The organism is Kluyvera georgiana, from assembly GCF_050990895.1.
Classification (GTDB): domain Bacteria; phylum Pseudomonadota; class Gammaproteobacteria; order Enterobacterales; family Enterobacteriaceae; genus Kluyvera; species Kluyvera georgiana.
The window spans coordinates 53,974-75,086 of the sequence record NZ_CP158865.1 but is presented as its reverse complement, the minus strand read 5'-3'; the positions used below and the strand labels follow the sequence as shown (position 1 = coordinate 75,086).

Here is a 21,113-nt window from a genome sequence, read left to right as displayed (position 1 = left end):
CCCCTCTCCCTTTTCACGGGAGAGGGGACGGGCCGAAACTTACTGATCGAGATAGCGCAGCTTCCATTCCGCTATCGTGCGCGGCATTTTGGCCTGATTGTTGCCCTGGGTGCTGAAGTACGAGAACGCCAGTTTCCCTTTATCATCCGGCTCAACCCGCGCCGCCCAAATATTGCTGGCCGTGTACATGACGATAGCCGTGCGGGTATTGGCCGCACCGCGGACCCACATCGACACCGCCGTAGCGCCGATATTGTCTATATCTTCATGATAGATATAGATATTCGCTGTATCGACGAACTTCTGATAGTCGTCGCCAACCAGCGTGCGGAAGCGCTCATCCATTTTAGGATCGGTGAAAATCTCCAGCGACAGCAGCGTTGCCTTTGGCCGCGGATCCTGCTCTGACTTCAGGTAGCGCCCATCAATAAACGCGCCGTTAGGCATTGATAGACGGCAGCCCCAGTCGGCATTGCTGTAGGCCTGAATAGCCCCGCTTTTACGGGGGATAAACAACACCTTGCACTGTTTGCTGTCGACCATATCGTCGATAAGCACCATGCCGTTAATCTTGCGCGCTTCCGCGGTAAACTCATCCTTATTCATACCCGCCCAGATACGAATATCGGCGGTAATAGACCAGTCCGCGCTGTGGCTGAATTGGATCACCCCGCCGCTCATATTGGCTGCGCTGGTATTCCACCAACGACCTTCCCACGCAAAGCCCGGCTGCGCTTCGGCAATTTTACTGATCCCGGAATAGTAAGCGCGCTCAATACAGCTGTCCGATGCACAGCTTTCCAGAGATTTCTCCCAGGCCTCATACTCCTGATGCACCTGGCGCGCATCACGATACACCAGCATCGCACGGTAAACGCTCGACAGGGTGTTATCCAGCCAGCTTAGGTTATCGTTATTACAGATAGTATTTTCCAGCGGCGTCGAGGCGCGCTGACAGTTCACCGCAAAAGCGCTGGAGGCATAACATGCCGTAATAAGAATGAGTAAATTAATCAGGCGCTTAATCATTTAGGATACTTTTTAACCAATAGTGGCGCTTATTCTGGCGAAAACAAACTTTTATTGCAATAAAACAGCATGAATTATTCACCATTCAAATAATTAATCCATGCTTAAGTTGTAGCAATAAGCTGTCGCTTGTTTATTACGTGTGTTCTTTTTTGGATTATCACGTTATGAAGATAGACAGTAGTAATTACACGCTCTCGGTACTTTCTTCTTATTCTTCAACGGAAAACACCGAACGCAAGCCGCTTGGTATCCTGCGCCACAGCGGCCAGTACTCCCCACAAGCGGGCAACTGGAAGATTTCCGACCCCACGCTTTCCACCGTCGTCAGCCTACGTAGAGGCGATGTTATGCCCTATTACCAGGGTAAATCGGTAGCATGGGCATTAATTGAATATGATTTCACAGAACTGACGGAGAACTAATATTTAACTAACGTTTCACTTATTAAATATTTTAGATTTATTTCTGTAACCCGATGTTTTTTACGCGGTGAAAATAAGCGATTCACCGCGTATCGATCATATTAACTAATATCCGCAACCGAGGACCGCGCCACCAGACGCCCGGTAAATGCCCGCCCTTCTGGCACAAACAGGGAATGGCCGTCAATTAATGCGCGAATACGCTGCACGCAATGTTCGAGCAGTTGTTCAACGGGATAAGCAATGCAGGTTAGCGGTGGATAAACCAGCGACGCCAGCGGAGAATCTTCCAGGCTCACCAGCGACACTTCCTGCGGGATCGCAATATTGAATTCACGCAGCAGGCGCATCGCCTCAGCGGCGTAACAATCACGTTTGGCGATGATCGCCGTATATTTCGTGAAGCTGTTGATCAAGGTCAGCAGCGCCTGTTCAATATTGTTGTCGGCCATCACCAACAGCTGACGATTAAACGGCAGAGAGTAGTTTTGCAGGACGCTGCGATAGCCATCAAGCATCTGCTTGCTGGCGACGTCGTGTTCGTTGTCCATCAGCAGCGCGATATTACGGTGGCCTTTGCCCAGCACGTAGCGACATGCGCTTTCGGTGGCAAAGGCGTAGTTATAGCCCTGGCTGGCGCTGCCTTTTGCGGAGAACTCATCAAATGCGATGACATTGCTGGCCACGTCACCGCTGTTACGGCCCAACGTCACCACGGCAACACACTGATGCTGCAGGCTTTCAACCGCAGCCTGCTGTTCAGCAGCATCATTAACATACTGAATCATTAGCGATTTATTCAGCGATTTAATCGCCTGCGACAGCTGCGGCAATAGCGTCGCGCTAAACTCCGCTTCATGCGCGGGCAGCACCATACCAACGTAGCTGGAAGTGTTGCTCGCCAGATTCTGCGCCGCAAAACTTGGGCGGTAGTTTAGCTCTTCTACCGCGCGTAATACGGCCTCACGGCTCTCTTCACGAACGCCACGCGTCCCCGTCAACACGCGCGAAACGGTGGCACGGGAAACGTTGGCTAACTTTGAAACATCATCAATAGTAGGCATGGTGTCGTCTGTATTACGGTTTTCTCCCTATAGTAACATAAATACGTACAGGTATTCGCCAACTCCCCGCCGCCCAGGCGCCGGGGAGTATGGGGTTTAGTGGCGAGTGCGATAAAGCTCAATCAACTCCCCCACCAGCTCTTTCGCAAGGATTGAGGTCATTAAATGATCCTGGGCGTGCACCATCACCAGCGTCATTTTGGTTTTCCCCTCGCCTTCATCGGCTTCAATCAGCTGAGTCTGCACCCGATGCGCTTCACGCGCATAATGCTGCGCCTGCTCCATCTTCTCATCGGCGTCGGCAAAATCGCCGGTTTTGGCGCTGTTCAACGCTTCATAGCACAGGCTACGTGACTGACCGGCGTTGATAATAATCCCCATGACTTGTTCTTCTAAATCCATAACATCCTCTCAATACAACACATTACGCGGTCTCAGATTGCCCAACGCGGCTTTCGGCCCCGGCGTCGCCGGTTTCCTGCGATAGCAATTGTTTCTCGTACGCCTTCAGGAACGGGTAGTACATGACGGCGGCAGTCACCATACAGATCAGGCACATAACGATCGGGCTGAATGACCAGTTTGCCGCCCACGATGCGCCGATAGGCGCTGGCGTGGTCCACGGCGTCATCGACACCACGCGGGAAACCAGGCCGAAGTCGAGGGCAAAGTAAGCCAGCGTGGCATTGACCATCGGTATCAGCACAAACGGAATAAAGAACAGCGGGTTCATAATGATTGGCGCACCGAACAGGATCGGTTCGTTGATATTAAACAGCCCCGGCACCACCCCCATACGACCAATCGTCCGCAGGTGTACCGCCTTGCTGCGCATCAGCAAAATCGCCAGCGGAAGCGTGGAACCCACCCCGCCAATCAACAAATAGTGGTCCCAGAATCCCTGAACGTAGATGTGGGGAATCGCAGTGCCGGCAGCCATCGCGGCCTGGTTAACCGACAGGTTTGCCATCCAGAACGGGTTCATAATGCCGGTCACAATCAGCGCGCCGTGAATCCCGGCAAACCACAAAATCTGGCACACCATGACTGACAGCAAAATGGCTGGCAGCGTGTCGGAGGCCGCCACCAGCGGTTTAACCAGCGACATGATCGCTTCCGGAATAATCATCCCCAGCTGCGCTTCAATAAACAGGTTCAGCGGATGCAGCGTCAGCGCTACCGCCAGAACGGGAATCAGGATCTCAAAAGAGCGCGCCACGCCGGTTGGGACTTCCGGTGGCAGACGAATGGTGATGTTGTGACGACGCAGGAAGGCGTACAGCTCGGTGGTGTAAATCGCCACCAGCAGCGCGGTAAAAATACCCTGACCGGAGAAGTAAGCGACAGAAATCTGCCCATCCTTCAGCGGCGCGGCCACCAACAGAAAGCCCATCAGCGACAGCATGCCAGACGTTAGCGGGTCCAGTTCATGATGACGCGCCAGGCTTGCCGCCACCCCGACGGAGATAAACAACGTCATGATGCCCATACTGAAGTTAAACGGCAGCATCAGGCTTTCGCGGTGATCCAGGGAGAACTGCAGCCATGCACGCGCAAAGCCCCAACTGGTATCCGGCGAAAACGGCGGAAAGATAAACACCAGCATGAAGGAGCCGACGATCATAAATGGCAGCGCGAGAATAAAACCGTCGCGAATAGAAGTAACGTACTTTTGCTGGCCAATTGCTCCAGCCATTGGCGTGATTTTCTGTTCTATCACGCTGATTAATTTAGCGTACAGAGAGCTCATGCTTTATCCCTTAGTTATTGTTATCAATTAAGGACAGGGCAAAATCTAACACCGCGCCGCCTTTTTGCATGCCGTAATCCATCATATTGATCGGCTCAACCTTGATGCCGTAAGGGCTGGCTTTCTGCTGCAAATCTTTCTGCATGTATTTGACCTGCGGCCCCAACAGCACCACCTGATAGTGGCCCACCTGCTGTTCAAATTCGGCGACGCCAAACGCTTTGATATCGACCTCCAGACCGCGTTTTTGCGCCTCTTCCACCATCTTTTTCACCAGCAGACTGGTGGACATCCCAGCGGAACAACAAAGCATAATTTTCTTCATGGAACACTCCTGACTGAGTAGTAACGATGAGCGGACTATAATCAGGAGGAAACAAAACGGAAAGCGCTTTCCGTATGTGAATCCGTTAAATGTGAGCACGATCACCGGTTGCAGGCTTTCACTTTGTTGGGATGTAGGCGATGATCCAGGCTTCTCCGTCCGATATAAGGTTCGCCATGAACATTCAGTTTATGAATGTTGCTGTGACGCTGATTGAGCAGCGCGTTACGCCTTTCGCTAATCTTCTGACCCGCAGCCAACACATCACCGCCATGCGCGACAGTTTTGCGTTGGCCATGCCGTTCGTCATCGTTGGCAGCCTGATGGTGCCGTTCATTTTTCCGCCGTTTACCATCAACGGCGCGTGGTATCAGGCAATTCGCCCCATGCTGCTACCGACCTTTGAGCTGACGATCGGCCTCATCGCACTGATCATCGCCTTCGGCGCCAGCGCCAGTTTAGGTAAGCAGTATCAGCTACCCGAACGTCTTTCCGGGCTGACGGGGTGCCTAGCCTTTCTGGTGTTCATTGGCTTCAAGGAAAACGGAGGAAGCAATCTTTTCCTTGGCGGAATGGGGATATTTAGTGCTTTGGTTTCAAGTTTTTATTCTGTTGAAATCATCCGAATTTTTTACCGAAAAGGCTGGTGCATTCGTCTACCCGACGAAGTACCGATCATGACCCGTAACGGCTTTCAGCTGCTGGCACCGCTGCTGGTGATTATGCTTTCGATTACGGTCGTCAATGCCGGATTGAAGCTACATACCGGGATGATCCTGCCGGAATTAATCAGCGAAGCGCTACGGCCGCTTATCATTGCTTCCGATACGCTAACGGCCTTACTGATATCCCTGCTTATCTGCAATTTGCTTTGGTTTATTGGCATTCATGGCGCGCTGATTATTACCGGCATCATGAATCCATTCTGGATGACCTATCTCTTTGAAAACCAGCAGGCATTAGCAAACAGCATCACGCCGCTGCCCCATATTTACCTGCAAGGATTCTGGGATTTCTACCTGCTGATCGGAGGGATTGGTTCTACGCTCCCGTTGGTTTTTATGGCGCTGCGTAGCCGATCCCGGCAGCTAAAAAGTGTGGGCAAAATCGGCCTGATCCCTTCACTCTTTAACATCAACGAACCGATACTTTTTGGTTTCCCAATTATACTTAACCCATTATTCTTAATACCTTTTATTGGCGTCCCCATGATTAACGCCTGCATTGCATGGTATCTCACCCACCTCGGCGTGCTTGACCGCGCCGTGGCGATGCTCCCCTGGTCTATGCCAGCGCCACTGGGTGCTGCATGGACGGCAAACGGGAGCTGGAAAAACATGTTCATGTGCCTGTTCGCCTTCTTCAATGCCTGGATGATCTATCGCCCATTCTTCAAAGTCTACGAGCGGCAATTAGCGGAATCTGAAGCCCGCTAATCGATTCCCTTCACAGTTTTTTTCTTGCCAGCGCCATACCGGCGCTGGTTTTTTTATCTCCTTCGAATAGAAAGTCGATCTACATCACGATTTCAAGTGAACAATCTCTGGATCTGTGATTTGATCCGGCAATTATGGAAAGCGCTTTCCGTATATGGATGTACATTTCCATTTTTGATCCGTAAATTTCCCATCGCATTAACAAAAGCGCTATTGCGTACAAAAAATAAAAGGGAAAAGTGAAAGATGAAACAACTTAACCGATTGATACCTCTGGCAATACTTATCAGCGCTGCCGCAAGCGGCCTGGCCCACGCAGAAAAATATGACTTCCAGCTACATGGCTACATGCGCTCAGGGATCCTGGCGAACTCGGACGGCAACCGCGTGGATTCCGTCGGGTTGATGCCAGACGGTAAATGGCGCCTGGGCAACGAAGAAGACACCAAAATCGAGCTTATTCCTACCGTTACGCTGAAATCCGACTCCGGCGCCGTGGCGAAAGTTCAGGCCAACATCACCCACCAGAGCAAATGTACCTCAGACTGGAACTGTCAGGACGATGACGGGCACGACGTACAGTTCCGCGAGGGCTACGCCGAACTCACCAATCTCGACTTTGCCCCAGAGATGACCTTCTGGGGCGGTAAGCGTTACAGCAGCTCCAACACCTCCAGCCACCAGTTTGACTGGGAGTACATTCAATACAACGGCACCGGCGGCGGCTTCGATAACATGGATCTGGGCTTCGCCCGCTTCGACGCCGGGGTTTACGCCTTCTCCCCCACAGATGAAACCAAAGCCTATCCGGTCGACAAAGGCGATCAGGGCTACCCGGATGACTACTCGCTTAACCTGTGGTTGAAAAAGATCGCCGGTACCGGGCTGGATCTGGAGCTGATCGGCCACCGCATGAATCGCAACGAAAACCACCCTACCTCCGCAGAGAAAGGCTACGGTGTGACCGGTGTATATAATTTTGACGGCTTTTGGGGCCTGACGGGCGGCTATTCCAAACTGGTCATGCAGTATGGGCGGGGCCTTGCGGCTGGCGATTCGCTGGGTAAAAACGGTTGGGGCTGGGCAAACCTTGAGGATACTCAGTCCTGGCGCATCGTTCTCGACAGCATGGCCTCAATGGGCGATATCGACATTTCCACCTTCGCCTACTTCCAGAAAGACAAAAACTACCGTTGGTGGAGCAGCGACGATAACGGCTGGGGCCGCACCAGCTGGGTCGCGGGTATCCGTCCTTATCACCAGATCACCAAAAACTTCGCCATGCAGTATGAGCTGGGCTACGAATACCTCGATGACGATAACTACAAAGGGGTTAACGGCAAAGGCAAAGGCGGGCTGACGAAAGTCACTATAGCGCCGACGCTGACCTTCGACTCTGGCTTCTGGAGCCGCCCGCAGCTGCGTTTCTTCGTGACTTACGCCAAATGGGATAAAGGCGTCTCTGATGCCCTCGACGGCAACTACAACTGGAGCACCAACACCATCGACGCCGGTGGCTACAGCCGCAGCGGCGACACCGATACGGTCAACTTTGGCGTACAGGCGGAAGTCTGGTTCTAAGGAGAGAAGCAATGAAACGAGCCGCAAAAAAATCCCTGTTCCTCGCCGTACTGGCAGCGCTGACCAGCGCTGGCGCGCTCGCGGCGGAACCGTCTCACTTCGATAACTTCATTACCCGCCAGGGCGCGCAGCTGATGGACGGTAACCAGGAATTTCGCTTCGCTGGGATCCACGCCCCTGAGCTGCATCGGATTGAAAACGATGCGCGCGGCGTCTGTAAAGCCGACCCGCGCGGCTGGGGTCAATATTTCAAATGGCCCACCCCGGAAGAACAAGAAAACTGGATTAAAGCCATCGTGCAAACCGGAGCCAGGGCCCAGCGCGTCTACGTGCTTTCAGTGCAACAGGAGAACGACGAAGCCTGTGAACGAGAAACGCATATCCTGGCTCCCGCTACGCCAGGCGGCATGCCGCGCCTGAACGAAAAGGCGATGGTGGTTTACGACAACATGATTGCCGAGGCCGATAAACAGGGCCTGCGCCTGATTCTGCCGTTTATCGATCACTGGTGGTGGTGGGGTGGTCGCGAACAGCTCGCGGCTTTTTACCATGAAAAACCTGAAGATTTTTACAACACGCGCAGTAAAACCTACCAGGCGTATCTCGATATCATTCGCCAGGTGATCACCCGCACGAATACGCTTACCGGACGTACCTACTCCGAGGAAAAAGCCATTATGGCCTGGGAGACCGGCAATGAACTGGAAGACACAAATGCGGAATTCCTGAAGCAGACGGCAGCGTGGATTAAGAAAATGGCTCCGCACCAACTGGTGGTTGACGGTACCTATAAAAAAATCAACGACTTCTCTGTGAACGATCCCAACGTGGATATCGTCAGCAACCATTACTACACCAACGCCGGAAACAATCACCCGGAACAGGTGAAAAAGGATCTGGAGGCCATCGGCGGTAAGAAAGTGTACCTGGTGGGTGAGTTCGGGTTGCTTGATAGCAACGCGTTGAACAACATCATGCAATCGATCGTTCATACCGACGTTAACGGCGCAAAAGCCGCAGGGGGGTTCATCTGGGGTTTTCGTGGACACCGTCACGACGGCGGTTTCTATTGGCATAAAGAGTACACCGGCCACTACAGCTACCATCTGCCGGGCTTCCCGGAAGGGGATGCCAATCAGGAAACGGAGATCGTCAACCTGGTGCGCAAAGCGGCCGCGCAGATCGCGGGGCAGGAAAAAATGGCCCCGCTCCCCGTACCGGATGCGCCGAAACTACGTGAAACCACTTCGCCGTTCGCCATCAACTGGATGGGTGCCGCTGTTGGTCGCAGTTACGACGTTGAACGTGCGGAGTCGAAAGACGGCCCGTGGCAAGTCGTAGGACATAATATTTCCGACGGTGTTCAGGAATGGAATCCAGAAACGATGGATCTCTTCCGCGACGACTACACGTCGTTGACGTTGGGCAAAACTTACTTCTACCGCGTCATTGCTAAAAATGAAACCGGGCAATCGGCACCGTCTAACGTTATCAGCGTCACCCATACGCAGAAAAACAAGGCGCCGGTCATTACGCTTGAGGAAACTGCCACCGCCGCACAGCACAGCGGGCTTAGCCTCAATGCGCGCTGGCAGGACGACAATCTGCCGTCACGAAAAGTGAGCGAAAAGTGGACCAGCACGGGCAAAAAACAGGCGCATTTTTGCGATGCCAACAAGGCCTCCACCCGCGCCTGGTTCCCAACACCCGGTACCTACCAGCTGACCTTCACTGCCGACGATGGCCTACTGAAAAGCAGCAAAACGTTGACCGTCAACGTCACCGAAGCCACCGCGAAAGCACCTGCCGATTTCTGCCGCTTTGACAGTCAGCTACAGGGTCTGGAGCAAAGCCAGAAAACGGTGATCAAGAGCGCGGACAATGAATTGGCAACCGGCGAAGATGGTTTCCTGGGACCGTTTGCCAATGATGGCGATAAAGCGAGCTGGAAGATTGCGGCACCGTGGGACGGCAACTACCTACTTCACCTCGATTTCAATGCTAAATGGGGTGGAAAGAAGAACTCGGTGCAGATTAACGGCGATAAACCTATCCAGATTGAATTTCCGCAAACTGACGAGCACGGCCAGCGGATGACGATTCCGGTCTATCTCAAGCAGGGTGAAAACACCATCAGCGTGGGGAAATACGCCGGTGACTGGGGCTATATCTTTATCAAGTCCATTCAGGTGAATGCAGAGTAGTGCTTTTCTGCGCCGCTAACGGCGCAGTTTTTTGTTTTTATTCAGGAGATTAAATGACCACGTACGCGTTTCCAAACCATTTCCTCTGGGGCGCCGCCGCCTCTGGCCCGCAAACCGAAGGCGCAGAGGGTAAACCTCACCGTTCCATCTGGGACAGCTGGCACGCCGCGCAGCCGGAGCGCTTTTACCGGGGAATCGGCCCTGAGACGGTCTGCAATACGCTGCACCGTTACAAAGAAGATGTCGCCCTGATGAAGCACATCGGCTTTAACTCATTCCGCACCTCTATTCAGTGGTCGCGGCTGATCGACGATCTGGAAACCGGCGAGCCGAACGCCGAGGCCGTCCGCTTCTATAACGACTATTTTGACGAAATGATCGCTAACGGCATCGAACCGATGGTTAACCTCTACCATTTTGATATGCCGGAAGAGTTGCAAAATCGCTACGGCGGCTTCGAGTCAAAACACGTGACCGATCTGTTCGCCCGTTTTGCCGCCACGGCGTTTCGCCTGTTCGGCCATAAAATCAAATACTGGATAACCTTCAACGAGCCGATTGTGCCGGTGGAAGGCGGCTATCTGTATGACTTCCACTATCCGTGCAAAAAAGACGGCAAGCTGGCGGCGCAGGTGGCGTTTAACATTATGCTGGCGCACGCCAAAGCGGTGCAGTGCTATCGTGAGCAGGCGCTGACGGGCGAGATTGGCGTGGTGCTCAACCTGACGCCGTCCTATACCCGCAACGACTCGGCGGAAGATAAAAAAGCGGCGTGGTACGCCGACCTGCTGTTTAACCGCAGCTTCCTCGACCCGCTGGTGAAGCACCAGTTTCCGAAAGAGCTGTGCGAGCTGCTGGCGCTGCATCAGTGCCTGCCGGAGACCACCAAAGAAGAGGTCTCGTTGATTACCGGCTCGCATATAGACTTCCTCGGCGTGAACTACTACGTGCCGCGCCGCGTGCAGGCGCGCGAAACGCCGTACACCCTCGACTACTTCACACCGGAGTTCTACTTCGAAAACTACGTTGACCCGAACGGCCGCTTTAACCCGTATCGCGACAACAACGAAATTCATCCGCAGGCGATCTACGACATTGCCACCAATATTCGCGATAATTACGGCAATATTAAGTGGTATCTCGCCGAAATTGGCATCGCGATGGATCTGCAATCCGAAGGCCCGGTCCAGGAGGATGGTGTGATTGACGATGGCTTCCGCATCGCGTTAATGGAAGAGCATTTGGTGCAGCTACACCGCGCGATCGCCGACGGCGCAAACTGCTTCGGCGTACATCAGTGGACGTTTATCGACAACTGGTCGTGGCTCAACTCGTTCAAACGCCGCTACGGGTTCTACCGCCTCGACCTTGAAACCGGCGAGCGGCAGATTAAGCGCAACGGGCTGTGGTTTAAAGCGCTGGCGCAGAGTAATCAGTTTACCCTCGAATAACGCCGTTTACCCGGTAGGCCGGATAAGGCGTTTACGCCGCCATCCGGCAATGTGCCGCATCGTGCCCGATGGCGCTACGCTTATCGGGCCTACGCTTATACCGGGCCAATCCCCTGCAACAGCACCGCCAGCGCGTTGCCGACGATCAGCTCCGGCGTCAGCATCGCCAGCCGCTCGTCTTTACGCATCCGAGAAAACGGCACCAGCACCAGACTTAACAGGGTGGTAAACAACAGCTCCGCCGAAAGATGCGGGTTGACCTTCCCTTCCTCCTGCCAGCGTTTCACCATCGCTAACGTCGCCTGATACTTCTCATCGCCAAAACGCGCGTGAAGATGCTGGCGCAATACCGGCATCTCGCCGATCACTTCCTGCATCCACAGCGGGGCGAACCACTCGTACTGCGCTGCAAGTGTCGCCAGTTTCTTGACCATTTCAGTCAACGCTTGCACCGGTTCGTCAGGATAATCGCCAAACACACCGCCAATTTCGGCACGCAGCGGTAAAAATCGCTCTTCGATCATCACATCAAGCAGTTGCTCTCGTGAATTAAAGTAGTAGTGCAGCATCGCTGGCGTGACCCCCGCTTCGCGGGCGATCGCATTGAGCGACGTGCGCGCAACACCTTGCTGGGAAAACAGCTGCAAAGCAATATCTATCAGCTGTTCACGCTTGTCGGCATCAGGCTTGCTGCCGCGCGGACGACCCGGTCTACGCGGTTTAAGGTTATCTTTTTGTGCTGGCATAGAAACGGGATCCCTTGACCTCTTCACGATCTTCAATAAATATTAATTATGCATTTAATTAATTTCAAGTGAGAACAGGATGGCGTCCGATATGACGACAAATACGCAGCCACAGCAGGCTGGCGTGACCTCAATTCGTCTGCTGTTCAGCGCACTGCTGCTGGTCATGCTGCTTTCTGCGCTCGACCAGACCATCGTCTCAACCGCGCTACCGACCATTGTCGGCGAGCTGGGTGGCCTCGACAAGCTCTCGTGGGTCGTGACGGCCTATATCCTCACCTCCACCATCGTGGTGCCGCTGTACGGCAAATTCGGCGATCTGTTTGGCCGCAAGCGGATGCTGCAAATCTCGATTCTGCTGTTCCTCGCCGGCTCGGCGCTGTGCGGTCTGGCGCAGAACATGACCCAACTGGTGCTAATGCGGGCGCTGCAAGGGCTTGGCGGCGGCGGGCTGATGGTGATCAGCATGGCGGCGGTGGCCGATGTTATTCCTCCCGCCGAACGTGGCCGCTACCAGGGGTTATTCGGCGGCGTATTTGGTCTGGCGACGGTGATTGGCCCGCTGATCGGCGGCTTTATCGTGCAACACGCTTCCTGGCGCTGGATCTTCTACATCAACCTGCCGCTGGGGCTCTTTGCGCTGTTTGTCATCGGCGCGGTATTCCACGCCAGCAACACACGCCGCCAGCACCAGATTGACTGGCTGGGGGCGATTTACCTGACCCTGGCGCTGGTGTGCATCATTCTGTTCACCACCGAAGGCGGCACGGTACGCGAATGGAGCGACCCGCAGCTGTGGTGCATTCTGGCCTTTGGTCTGGTGGGTATCGCCGGGTTTATCTATGAGGAGCGGCTGGCGTTTGAGCCGATTATTCCGCTTTCGTTGTTCCGCAACCGTAGCTTCCTGCTGTGCAGCCTGATCGGGTTTATCATCGGTATGTCGCTGTTCGGCTCAGTGACCTTTCTGCCTCTATATCTACAGGTGGTGAAAAACGCCACGCCGACGGAGGCCGGGCTACAGCTGATTCCCCTGATGGGCGGGCTGCTGCTGACTTCGATCATCAGCGGACGCGCCATTAGCCGCACCGGGAAATACCGCATCTACCCGATTGTCGGGACGCTGATGGGCTTTGTCGGGATGGTGCTGCTGACGCGCATTACCATTACCTCGCCAACCTGGCAGCTGTATCTGTTTACCGGCGTGCTGGGGATGGGGCTTGGGATGGTGATGCAGGTGCTGGTGCTGGCGGTGCAGAACACCGTGGCGGCGAACCTTTATGGCGTGGCGACCTCCGGGGTGACGCTGTTCCGCTCCATTGGTGGCTCCATCGGCGTGGCGCTGTTTGGCGCGGTGTTTACCTCGGTGCTGCAATCACGGCTGACCAGCCTGTTACCGGAAGGGGCGACGATTCCGCAGGGGATGAACCCGGTGGCGATTCATAAGCTTCCCGAGGCCATTCGCAGCGATTATCTCATCGCCTTTGGCTCGGCAATTCACGCGGCGTTCATTATGGCGGCCTGCATTATGGTGGTGGCGTTTGTGCTGTCGTGGCTGCTGAAAGAAGCGCCGCTGAAAACGCGACACGCGTAGAACCGTGCCGGATGGCGCTGCGCTTATCCGGCCTACTCCAATCTGGAGCCGCCATTCGGCAACTCTTACTCCAATCTGTAGGCCGGATAAGGCGGAGCCGCCATCCGGCATCCCTTAAAGCGCCTTCGTCAAATAGTGGCGCGCCATCCCCGCCAGCGGGAAATCTTCCAGCGTCTTCACCAGTTGGTAGCCCTGTTTTTGATAAAACGGCAGCGCCTGGAAGCTGATGGTGTCGACCAACGCATGCAAACAGCCTTTCTCCCGGGCAAGCGCCTCCGCACGTCTGATAAGCTCACTGCCCACACCGTCACCGCGCGTCGTTTCACACACCCACAGATAGTCGATGCTGAGCCAGTCGCCTTTGCGCTGGCCAATCAGGCCGCCGCGCATCACATCCTGCTCGTCGCGCAGATAAACGCAAATATCGCCCCACCCGGAGGCATCAATAAACTGGCGGTTGTACGCCCGCAGCCCGGTAAGCAATTCTTCTTTATCTTCCTGCGTAATAATTTCTTTAATCACAAAAGGCATATTTATTCCTTATTTTTATTGGCCGACCTGATTAATTTCACAAAAAAACCTTTTTTTCTCCATTCTTTTTTGCACAACGTAAAAAGAAAAAATCCGTATTAGAAAATGCTTTTCATCGGACGCTTGCGACGTATAATGAGCGAAAAATGAGAACGATCATTCTCACTATCAAATTTTTTCGGAGACATGCATGACCAGCAAGCTGGAGGCCAGGCAAAAAGCCCGCCAGGATGAGATCATCGCCGCTGCCCGCCGCTGCTTTCGCAACAGCGGCTTTCACGCAGCCAGCATGTCGCAAATTGCCGCCGAAGCGAAGCTGAGCGTCGGTCAAATCTACCGTTATTTCAGTAACAAAGATGCCATTATTGAACAGATGATCCGCCGGATTATCGACCATCGTATCGCCGAGATGGAAGGCAAAACCCAAACTCATCTGATGCCACACATGCTGGCCTGGCGCATGACGCTGAGCGAAGATGACGATGCGTTAATGCTGGAAATGGCCGCTGAAGCGACCCGTAACCCGCAGGTGGCGGTCTGGCTGAAAGAGGCCGATGCGCGCATGTTCAATACCGCCTGCGAACACCTGCGTCAGACCTACCCGCACCTCAGCGAAAGCCGTATTCGCTGCTGCGTCGAGGTGATGGCGGTGATGGTGGAAGGGACGATTTACCGTCGTCAAATTCCCCAACAGGCCGCCGCAGAGGAAATGGAAATAACGTATCAGAACATTATCAGGATGCTCGTATCGGTTTAGCCATTCTCTTTCTAAACGTCAGGATATTTATTTCATCGTCGCCGTAATCCGGCGGCGTAGGCTTTTTTAGCCACAATGACTCTCTTATTTACCGAACGGGGTTAACACCATTCCCCTCCCGAAAATTGCAAAAGGAGCTTTCATGCCGCGTGTTTCCCTTTCATGGGTCGTGGTGCTGGGCCTGCTTTCCGCCATTGGCCCACTCTGTACCGATTTTTACCTCCCGGCGCTGCCGGAAATCACCGAGCAGCTCAGCGCGACCGGCACGCAAACCCAGCTGTCCCTCACCGCTGCGCTGCTCGGTCTTGGCCTCGGCCAGATGTTCTTTGGCCCGCTGAGCGACCGGATCGGCCGCCGCAAACCGCTGGCATTGTCGCTGCTGCTGTTTATCTTCTCTTCCGCGATGTGCGCCGTCACTCAGGATATCCACCTGTTGATCGCCTGGCGTTTCCTGCAAGGTTTCGCCGGGGCTGGCGGCTCGGTGCTATCGCGCTCAATCGCCCGTGACCGTTATCAGGGAACCCTGCTCACCCAGTTTTTTGCCCTGTTGATGACCGTCAACGGCATCGCCCCGGTGCTCTCCCCGGTACTCGGCGGCTACATCATTACCGCCTTCGACTGGCGCATTCTGTTCTGGACGATGGCCGCTATTGGCGTCGTGCTGCTGGTGTTAAGCCTGACGGTGCTCCATGAAACGCTGCCGGCCCAAAGCGCCAGCACCGCGCAGCAGCCAAAGGGAACGCCGGTACTGAAGAACCGCCGCTTTATGCGTTACTGCCTGATTCAGGCTTTTATGATGGCCGGGCTGTTCTCCTACATCGGTTCCTCGTCGTTCGTCATTCAGAGCGAGTACGGCATGAGCGCCATGCAGTTCAGTCTGCTGTTTGGCCTGAACGGTATCGGGCTGATCATCGCCGCGCTCATTTTCTCGAAACTGGCACGCCGCGTGGCCGCTGAAACGCTACTCCGCCGCGGCCTGCTGCTGGCGGTGCTGTGCGCGGCGGTGACGCTGCTGTTGGCCTGGTCCCAGCAGCCGATTCTGGCGTTGGTCGGTCTGTTCTTTACGGTATCGTTTATGAGCGGGATCAGTACCGTTTCCGGCGCCGAAGCGATGAGCGCCGTCAGCAGCGCGCAGTCGGGCACCGCGTCGGCGTTAATGGGTACGCTAATGTTCGTCTGCGGCGGCATCGCCGCTCCGTTGTCCGGGTTAGGTGGCGAATCCATGCTGAAAATGAGCCTCGCGATGACCATTTCCTATGCTATTGCCCTGTTTTTCGGTCTGCTTAAGCCGCGCACCGTGCGCTAAAAACCCCTGCGGTAATAAAATATTCCATCTTTATTACCGCACTCCTCCGCGCCACAGCTATAAATACCGCATTACCTCACGCGTCTAATCGTGATAACCTTCACATGAATGGAATAATTAATTCCTTATACTGCTCGCCACTGTGAATGATGAGGTTTCCTATGAATATCGACCTGAGCAAATTGCTGACTGAACGGCGCAACGCGAACAGCGCCAACATTGACACCCTCTCCACCGAAGAGATGCTGACGGTCATTAACAATGAAGATCAGCAGGTTGCTCACGCCATCACGCCGTATATTCCGCAAATTGCACAGCTGGTTGACAGCGTCGCCAACGCGTTCCGTCACGGCGGCCGTCTGATTTACATCGGCGCGGGCACCTCCGGGCGTCTGGGCATTCTCGACGCCAGCGAATGCCCACCCACTTTTGGTACCCGTCCGGAACAAGTTGTCGGCCTGATCGCCGGCGGCCATACCGCCATTCTGAAAGCCGTTGAAAACGTCGAAGACAATGCCGCGCAAGGGGCTGAAGATTTACAGGCGCTGGGCTTTAACCAACATGACGTTCTGGTCGGCATTGCCGCCAGCGGCCGTACGCCTTACGTGCTGGGCGCAATGGCCTACGCCCACCAGCAAAACGCGCTGGTCGCGATCGTCAGCTGCAATCCGCACGGCGAAATGGCGCAGCGCGCCGACATCGCCATTACACCGGTTGTCGGCCCGGAAGTGGTGACCGGCTCTACCCGCCTGAAGGCCGGAACCGCACAGAAGCTGGTGCTGAACATGATCACCACCGGAGCGATGATCCGCAGCGGCAAGGTCTACAGCAACCTGATGGTCGACGTTGAAGCCACCAATGCCAAGCTGATTGAACGGCAGATTTCCATCGTGATGGAAGCCACCGAGTGCGATCGCCCAACCGCACAGGCGGCGCTGGATGCCTGTGGCCGCCACTGTAAAACCGCCATCGTGATGGTGCTGGCTAACCTGAGCGCAGAAGCAGCCAAACAGCTGCTGGCAGACAACGGCGGCTTTATCCGCAAGGCGCTGCAACACTAATCCATCACACTGGGGATTTCATAGAATGGCAAAAATAAATAAAGAGATGATAGCCCGCATTCTTACCCTGGTTGGCGGAGCGCCAAACGTGGTGCAGGCGGGGAACTGTATGACTCGCCTGCGCTTAACGCTGCGCGATGAAGCGCGCGCCGATGTCGCCGCCATTCGCCAGGTGGAAGGCGTGATGGGCGTGGTGGTCAGCAACGAACAATTCCAGGTTATCCTCGGTCCGGGCAAAGCACAAACCGCTTCGGAGATCATGAACCTGCTGCTGGAAGAAGCACCGCTGGCGCAGGCAGACGAGGCTGAATCCAGCGCCTCGCTGGCCGATATTGCCAGCGCCAAAAAGCAGGAGCTAAAGGGCAAACAAACCAGTAGCGTGCAGAAATTCCTCGCGAAGTTCGCCACCATCTTTACGCCGCTGATCCCCGGTTTTATCGCCGTCGGTCTGCTGCTGGGGTTCGCCACGCTCGCCGAACAGCTGTTCGTGCTGGAGAACGCTCATCCGAACGCCACGCTGGTTGATGTCATCAGCTACATGAAGGTGTTCAGTAAAGGCATGTTCACCTTCCTGAGTATTCTCATCGGCTATAACGCGCAGAAAGCGTTCGGCGGATCCGGCGTGAACGGGGCGATTATCGCCGCGCTGTTTATCCTCGGCTATGACCCGAAAGCGGCGGTCGGCTTCTATTCCGGCATCTCCGACTTCTTCGGCCACACCATTGACCCCCGCGGCAACATCATCGGCGTGCTGATTGCCTCAATCATCGGCGCGTGGGTGGAAAAACAGGTACGCCGCGTTATGCCGGCCAACCTCGACATGATCCTCACGTCGGCCGTCACGCTGCTGATTATGGGGGCGGTGACCTTTGTGGTGATTATGCCTATCGGCGGTTACCTGTTTACCGGCATGTCGTGGCTATTCCTGCACCTTAACGGTAACCCGTTTGGTTCGGCGGTACTGGCGGGGCTGTTCCTGCTGGCGGTGATGTTTGGTGTGCACCAGGGTTTTGTACCGGTCTACTTCGCGCTGATGGAAGCCCAGGGCTTCAACTCACTGTTCACCATTCTGGCCATGGCAGGCGCGGGTCAGGTCGGTGCAGCACTGGCGCTTTACTATCGCGCGAAGCAGGGCTCGCTGCTGCGCACGCAGATTAAAGGGGCCATCATCCCCGGCCTGCTCGGCGTCGGCGAACCGCTGATCTACGGCGTCACCCTGCCGCGCATGAAGCCGTTTGTCACCGCCTGTCTCGGCGGCGCCTGCGGCGGCTTCTTTATCGGTCTGGTGGCCTGGATGGGGCTGCCGGTTGGTCTGAACACGGTCTTCGGCCCCTCTGGCCTGGTCGCACTGCCGCTGATGACCTCGGGCAGCGGCATCTACGCGGGGATGGCGGTTTACGCAGCAGGGCTTGCCGTCGCCTACTTCGGCGGTTTCCTGTTGACCTGGCTTTTTGGCAGCAAAAACGTCGATCTCAGCTAACCCATTTGCCCCCGGCGCACCGCTGGGGGCACGCTTCCCGCCATGCTATGATGCCCGTCAGAACAAAATAATATGACAGGGTTGAGGAAAATGGGTGCCACCAGAAAAGGGATGCTTAACGTTTTAATTGCCGCAATATTGTGGGGAAGTTCCGGCGTTTGCGCGCAGTACATCATGGAACACAGTCAGATGGGCTCACCCTTTCTGACCATGATCCGCCTGCTTTCCGGCGGTTTTATTCTGCTGACGTTCTCTTTCCTGCACGGCGACGGCATCTTCCGTATCCTGAAAAACCGCAAAGACGCGATAAGTCTGCTGATTTTCTCGCTGGTCGGTGCGATGACCGTTCAGCTCACTTTCCTGATGGCGATTGAAAAATCCAACGCCGCAACCGCCACCGTTTTACAGTTCCTGTCACCCACGATTATCGTGGCGTGGTTTGCCATCATGCGTAAAGCGCGGCCAGGCCGCTTCGTCTTTGCCGCTATCGCCACCTCGCTTATTGGTACTTTCTTGCTGGTCACCCACGGCGACCCGACGTCGCTCTCGATCTCCGGCGCGGCGCTGTTCTGGGGGATCGCCTCGGCCTTCGCCGCCGCGTTCTACACCACCTATCCGTCAACGTTGATTGCCCGTTACGGCACGCTGCCGATTGTCGGCTGGAGCATGCTCCTTGGCGGCGCGATGCTGCTGCCGTTCTACGCCGGGCAGGGTACCCACATCGTGATTACCGGTAACCTGCTGCTGGCCTTTTTCTATCTGGTAGTGATTGGCACCTCCCTGACTTTCAGCCTGTACCTGAAGGGCGCACAGATGATTGGCGGGCCGAAAGCCAGCATCCTCAGCTGCGCCGAACCGCTGAGCAGCGCGTTTCTGTCGCTGCTGCTGCTCGGGATCAGCTTCACCCTGCCGGACTGGTTAGGCACGCTGCTGATTTTATCCTCGGTGATACTGATTTCGCTGGACTCACGCCGTCGGGTAAAAACGGTATAGCGGGATTCCAGCTATAGTTAATTCACCGTATGAACATAAGGATATCCGTCATGAAAAAGATCTGTCTCGCTGCCTGCCTGATGCTGCCAGCAGTCGCGTTTTCCGCACCGCTCGAAGGGCTGAAGTTCGAACAACAAAAACAGCAGGTGGTGAAGGACGTGAAGCAAAACTGCCCGACAAACAGCGGGCTGAGCGATACGCAGTTTGCCAATCGCGTGCTGGAGTCGGCTGAGAATAAAACCGCGGTGCAGAGCGCCACGCGAGCGTTGGATAAGAACGATCGCGCGGCCTATGAGAAGGCGATAAAAACGATTCAGTGCCCCACCCAGAAATAGCAATACGCAATCGTAGGCCGGATAAGGCGGAGCCGCCATCCGGCAACGTGTGCACCACGCCTGATGGCGGCTACGCTTGTCAGGCCCACCTTCCCTCTCTTGCACCACTTGTTCAATTGATGCTCATTTCATCCTCAAACGACAATTTTCTGTGACCCAGGACGAAATAATTAGTCTCATAAGCATAAGAAATTGATGGGTATCACACTTCTAGCTTTTATGAATAGAAACCGGTTTCAGTTTCATATCAAATCACAATCGCAATAACTTTTTACATTTCGAGGATAGGCATCAATGTACAAGATTATGCTCCGCCGCTGAATTCCACAGCGTGCGTAAAAGATTTTAAAATGAACTTTCGTTATCACTCTTGATTGAGCGATCAATTATTTTTGATGCTAAATCTGGTGGTCACGCATGTTATTTACATGTTGGTCAATGAGACCATGCATTAACCTTTGCTGCGCGTTTAAAAGACGCTCAACAATGAAATAAAAGAATAAAAAAATACCATCGACTGCACCATAAGTCGGAACCATTAGTGAAGTCAGGCAAATTTAACATTAAGCATTGATATATTATTTCCGACCTCTTTTTATCATGACTTTAAATAGTTAGAGGATATTATTATGGTTAGGTTAGAGGACGCGGTAATGGAAATAATCATTAACGCGGGCCAGTCCAGATCGCTGTGCTTCGCAGCGCTGCACGCCGCGCGTCAGGGTGAAATGGAGGAAGCCAAAAATCTCCTGCGGGAAGCCGATGGCTATGCCCGCCAGGCGCACCATATGCAAACAAAGCTTATTGAGCAAGATGCAGGTGACGCGCGTCAGCCCATGACCTTAATTATGGTACACGCGCAGGATCATTTAATGAATTCCCTGCTGGCACGTGAACTATCGGAAGAGATAATTCATCTTTACCAACGTTAATATTTAGGCTTTCTGACTACGGAGATATTGATTACGCTAATTATTTAACTGTACCCCTACGATATTAAAAATAAAATCAGCTTGTTTTGGTGGCGTCTTTTATATTTACACCGAAA

Annotated in this window: 20 protein-coding genes; 13 read left to right on the top strand and 7 right to left on the bottom strand. The window is 54.4% G+C overall.

The features are described from left to right. Window positions 1-39: 39 nt before the first annotated feature. A complete protein-coding gene (locus ABTW00_RS00355) occupies window positions 40-1,029 on the bottom strand; it encodes a lysozyme inhibitor LprI family protein (protein WP_433638042.1) in 990 nt (329 codons plus the stop codon). A gap of 167 nt (window positions 1,030-1,196) precedes the next feature. On the opposite strand from ABTW00_RS00355, the gene ABTW00_RS00350 reads away from it, so the two are divergent. Further along, entirely contained in the window at window positions 1,197-1,454 is a 258-nt protein-coding gene (locus ABTW00_RS00350; protein WP_164092425.1) for a hypothetical protein, read from the top strand. A gap of 101 nt (window positions 1,455-1,555) precedes the next feature. On the opposite strand, the gene ABTW00_RS00345 is transcribed toward ABTW00_RS00350, so the two are convergent. From ABTW00_RS00345 to ABTW00_RS00330, 4 genes are all read right to left on the bottom strand, one after another. Continuing rightward, on the bottom strand, window positions 1,556-2,518 hold the full coding sequence (locus ABTW00_RS00345) for a LacI family DNA-binding transcriptional regulator (protein ID WP_064540878.1): 963 nt from the start codon (window positions 2,516-2,518) through the stop codon (window positions 1,556-1,558). A 96-nt stretch (window positions 2,519-2,614) separates the two neighbouring features. Further along, window positions 2,615-2,920 (bottom strand): PTS N,N'-diacetylchitobiose transporter subunit IIA, encoded by a 306-nt coding sequence (chbA, locus tag ABTW00_RS00340; protein ID WP_064540875.1) that lies wholly within the window; start codon window positions 2,918-2,920, stop codon window positions 2,615-2,617. Between the two features lie 22 nt (window positions 2,921-2,942). Then, a complete protein-coding gene (locus ABTW00_RS00335) occupies window positions 2,943-4,268 on the bottom strand; it encodes a PTS sugar transporter subunit IIC (RefSeq protein WP_064540872.1) in 1,326 nt (441 codons plus the stop codon). Between the two features lie 10 nt (window positions 4,269-4,278). Further along, a complete protein-coding gene (locus ABTW00_RS00330) occupies window positions 4,279-4,593 on the bottom strand; it encodes a PTS sugar transporter subunit IIB (RefSeq protein WP_065358389.1) in 315 nt (104 codons plus the stop codon). A 176-nt stretch (window positions 4,594-4,769) separates the two neighbouring features. On the opposite strand from ABTW00_RS00330, the gene ABTW00_RS00325 reads away from it, so the two are divergent. The 4 genes from ABTW00_RS00325 (at window position 4,770) to ABTW00_RS00310 (ending at window position 11,265) form a co-directional block, all read left to right on the top strand. Beyond that, entirely contained in the window at window positions 4,770-6,029 is a 1,260-nt protein-coding gene (locus ABTW00_RS00325; RefSeq protein ID WP_064540863.1) for a PTS sugar transporter subunit IIC, read from the top strand. 246 nt (window positions 6,030-6,275) lie between these two features. Continuing rightward, the gene (locus ABTW00_RS00320) at window positions 6,276-7,610 is read left to right on the top strand and encodes a maltoporin (RefSeq protein ID WP_065358388.1); all 1,335 of its coding nucleotides are present in this window, start codon (window positions 6,276-6,278) and stop codon (window positions 7,608-7,610) included. Between the two features lie 11 nt (window positions 7,611-7,621). Further along, window positions 7,622-9,814, top strand: a complete 2,193-nt coding sequence (locus ABTW00_RS00315; protein WP_433638036.1) for a CBM35 domain-containing protein — start codon at window positions 7,622-7,624, stop codon at window positions 9,812-9,814. Between the two features lie 53 nt (window positions 9,815-9,867). Further along, window positions 9,868-11,265, top strand: coding sequence for a glycoside hydrolase family 1 protein (locus ABTW00_RS00310; RefSeq protein WP_433638033.1), 1,398 nt, complete (start codon window positions 9,868-9,870; stop codon window positions 11,263-11,265). A 95-nt stretch (window positions 11,266-11,360) separates the two neighbouring features. On the opposite strand, the gene ABTW00_RS00305 is transcribed toward ABTW00_RS00310, so the two are convergent. Then, window positions 11,361-12,011: a TetR/AcrR family transcriptional regulator gene (locus tag ABTW00_RS00305; RefSeq protein ID WP_064540852.1), complete on the bottom strand. Its 651-nt coding sequence runs from the start codon at window positions 12,009-12,011 to the stop codon at window positions 11,361-11,363. 91 nt (window positions 12,012-12,102) lie between these two features. Here ABTW00_RS00305 and ABTW00_RS00300 point away from each other — a divergent pair, with 91 nt between their 5' ends. Beyond that, window positions 12,103-13,602, top strand: coding sequence for a DHA2 family efflux MFS transporter permease subunit (locus tag ABTW00_RS00300; RefSeq protein WP_433638030.1), 1,500 nt, complete (start codon window positions 12,103-12,105; stop codon window positions 13,600-13,602). A gap of 114 nt (window positions 13,603-13,716) precedes the next feature. Here ABTW00_RS00300 and ABTW00_RS00295 read toward each other — a convergent pair whose 3' ends face one another. After that, window positions 13,717-14,133, bottom strand: coding sequence for a GNAT family N-acetyltransferase (locus ABTW00_RS00295; protein ID WP_065358383.1), 417 nt, complete (start codon window positions 14,131-14,133; stop codon window positions 13,717-13,719). Window positions 14,134-14,323: 190 nt separating this feature from the next. On the opposite strand from ABTW00_RS00295, the gene ABTW00_RS00290 reads away from it, so the two are divergent. The 7 genes from ABTW00_RS00290 (at window position 14,324) to ABTW00_RS00260 (ending at window position 20,997) form a co-directional block, all read left to right on the top strand. Further along, entirely contained in the window at window positions 14,324-14,890 is a 567-nt protein-coding gene (locus ABTW00_RS00290) for a TetR/AcrR family transcriptional regulator (protein WP_065358382.1), read from the top strand. 142 nt (window positions 14,891-15,032) lie between these two features. Next, window positions 15,033-16,196, top strand: a complete 1,164-nt coding sequence (locus ABTW00_RS00285) for a multidrug effflux MFS transporter (RefSeq protein WP_065358381.1) — start codon at window positions 15,033-15,035, stop codon at window positions 16,194-16,196. A gap of 161 nt (window positions 16,197-16,357) precedes the next feature. Then, a complete protein-coding gene (murQ, locus tag ABTW00_RS00280; protein WP_065358380.1) occupies window positions 16,358-17,257 on the top strand; it encodes an N-acetylmuramic acid 6-phosphate etherase in 900 nt (299 codons plus the stop codon). Between the two features lie 25 nt (window positions 17,258-17,282). Further along, entirely contained in the window at window positions 17,283-18,737 is a 1,455-nt protein-coding gene (gene murP, locus ABTW00_RS00275) for a PTS N-acetylmuramic acid transporter subunit IIBC (protein ID WP_433638025.1), read from the top strand. Between the two features lie 90 nt (window positions 18,738-18,827). Next, window positions 18,828-19,730, top strand: coding sequence for an EamA family transporter (locus ABTW00_RS00270; RefSeq protein ID WP_433638023.1), 903 nt, complete (start codon window positions 18,828-18,830; stop codon window positions 19,728-19,730). A gap of 20 nt (window positions 19,731-19,750) precedes the next feature. After that, on the top strand, window positions 19,751-20,065 hold the full coding sequence (locus tag ABTW00_RS00265) for a YicS family protein (RefSeq protein ID WP_074416877.1): 315 nt from the start codon (window positions 19,751-19,753) through the stop codon (window positions 20,063-20,065). Between the two features lie 629 nt (window positions 20,066-20,694). Next, window positions 20,695-20,997 carry a PTS lactose/cellobiose transporter subunit IIA gene (locus ABTW00_RS00260; RefSeq protein WP_157093500.1) on the top strand — a complete coding sequence of 101 codons (303 nt, stop codon included), beginning with the start codon at window positions 20,695-20,697 and terminating at the stop codon, window positions 20,995-20,997. Window positions 20,998-21,113 lie beyond the last annotated feature (116 nt).

Coding starts and splice junctions, on each gene's coding strand:
- ABTW00_RS00350 (WP_164092425.1), top strand. CDS start 1,197: ATGAAGATAGACAGTAGTAATTACACGCTCTCGGTACTTTCTTCTTAT.
- ABTW00_RS00335 (WP_064540872.1), bottom strand. CDS start 4,268: ATGAGCTCTCTGTACGCTAAATTAATCAGCGTGATAGAACAGAAAATC.
- murQ (WP_065358380.1), top strand. CDS start 16,358: ATGAATATCGACCTGAGCAAATTGCTGACTGAACGGCGCAACGCGAAC.
- ABTW00_RS00285 (WP_065358381.1), top strand. CDS start 15,033: ATGCCGCGTGTTTCCCTTTCATGGGTCGTGGTGCTGGGCCTGCTTTCC.
- ABTW00_RS00295 (WP_065358383.1), bottom strand. CDS start 14,133: ATGCCTTTTGTGATTAAAGAAATTATTACGCAGGAAGATAAAGAAGAA.
- ABTW00_RS00330 (WP_065358389.1), bottom strand. CDS start 4,593: ATGAAGAAAATTATGCTTTGTTGTTCCGCTGGGATGTCCACCAGTCTG.
- ABTW00_RS00300 (WP_433638030.1), top strand. CDS start 12,103: ATGACGACAAATACGCAGCCACAGCAGGCTGGCGTGACCTCAATTCGT.
- ABTW00_RS00260 (WP_157093500.1), top strand. CDS start 20,695: ATGGTTAGGTTAGAGGACGCGGTAATGGAAATAATCATTAACGCGGGC.
- ABTW00_RS00345 (WP_064540878.1), bottom strand. CDS start 2,518: ATGCCTACTATTGATGATGTTTCAAAGTTAGCCAACGTTTCCCGTGCC.
- ABTW00_RS00290 (WP_065358382.1), top strand. CDS start 14,324: ATGACCAGCAAGCTGGAGGCCAGGCAAAAAGCCCGCCAGGATGAGATC.
- ABTW00_RS00310 (WP_433638033.1), top strand. CDS start 9,868: ATGACCACGTACGCGTTTCCAAACCATTTCCTCTGGGGCGCCGCCGCC.
- ABTW00_RS00325 (WP_064540863.1), top strand. CDS start 4,770: ATGAACATTCAGTTTATGAATGTTGCTGTGACGCTGATTGAGCAGCGC.
- ABTW00_RS00355 (WP_433638042.1), bottom strand. CDS start 1,029: ATGATTAAGCGCCTGATTAATTTACTCATTCTTATTACGGCATGTTAT.
- ABTW00_RS00320 (WP_065358388.1), top strand. CDS start 6,276: ATGAAACAACTTAACCGATTGATACCTCTGGCAATACTTATCAGCGCT.
- murP (WP_433638025.1), top strand. CDS start 17,283: ATGGCAAAAATAAATAAAGAGATGATAGCCCGCATTCTTACCCTGGTT.
- ABTW00_RS00315 (WP_433638036.1), top strand. CDS start 7,622: ATGAAACGAGCCGCAAAAAAATCCCTGTTCCTCGCCGTACTGGCAGCG.
- ABTW00_RS00270 (WP_433638023.1), top strand. CDS start 18,828: ATGGGTGCCACCAGAAAAGGGATGCTTAACGTTTTAATTGCCGCAATA.
- ABTW00_RS00305 (WP_064540852.1), bottom strand. CDS start 12,011: ATGCCAGCACAAAAAGATAACCTTAAACCGCGTAGACCGGGTCGTCCG.
- chbA (WP_064540875.1), bottom strand. CDS start 2,920: ATGGATTTAGAAGAACAAGTCATGGGGATTATTATCAACGCCGGTCAG.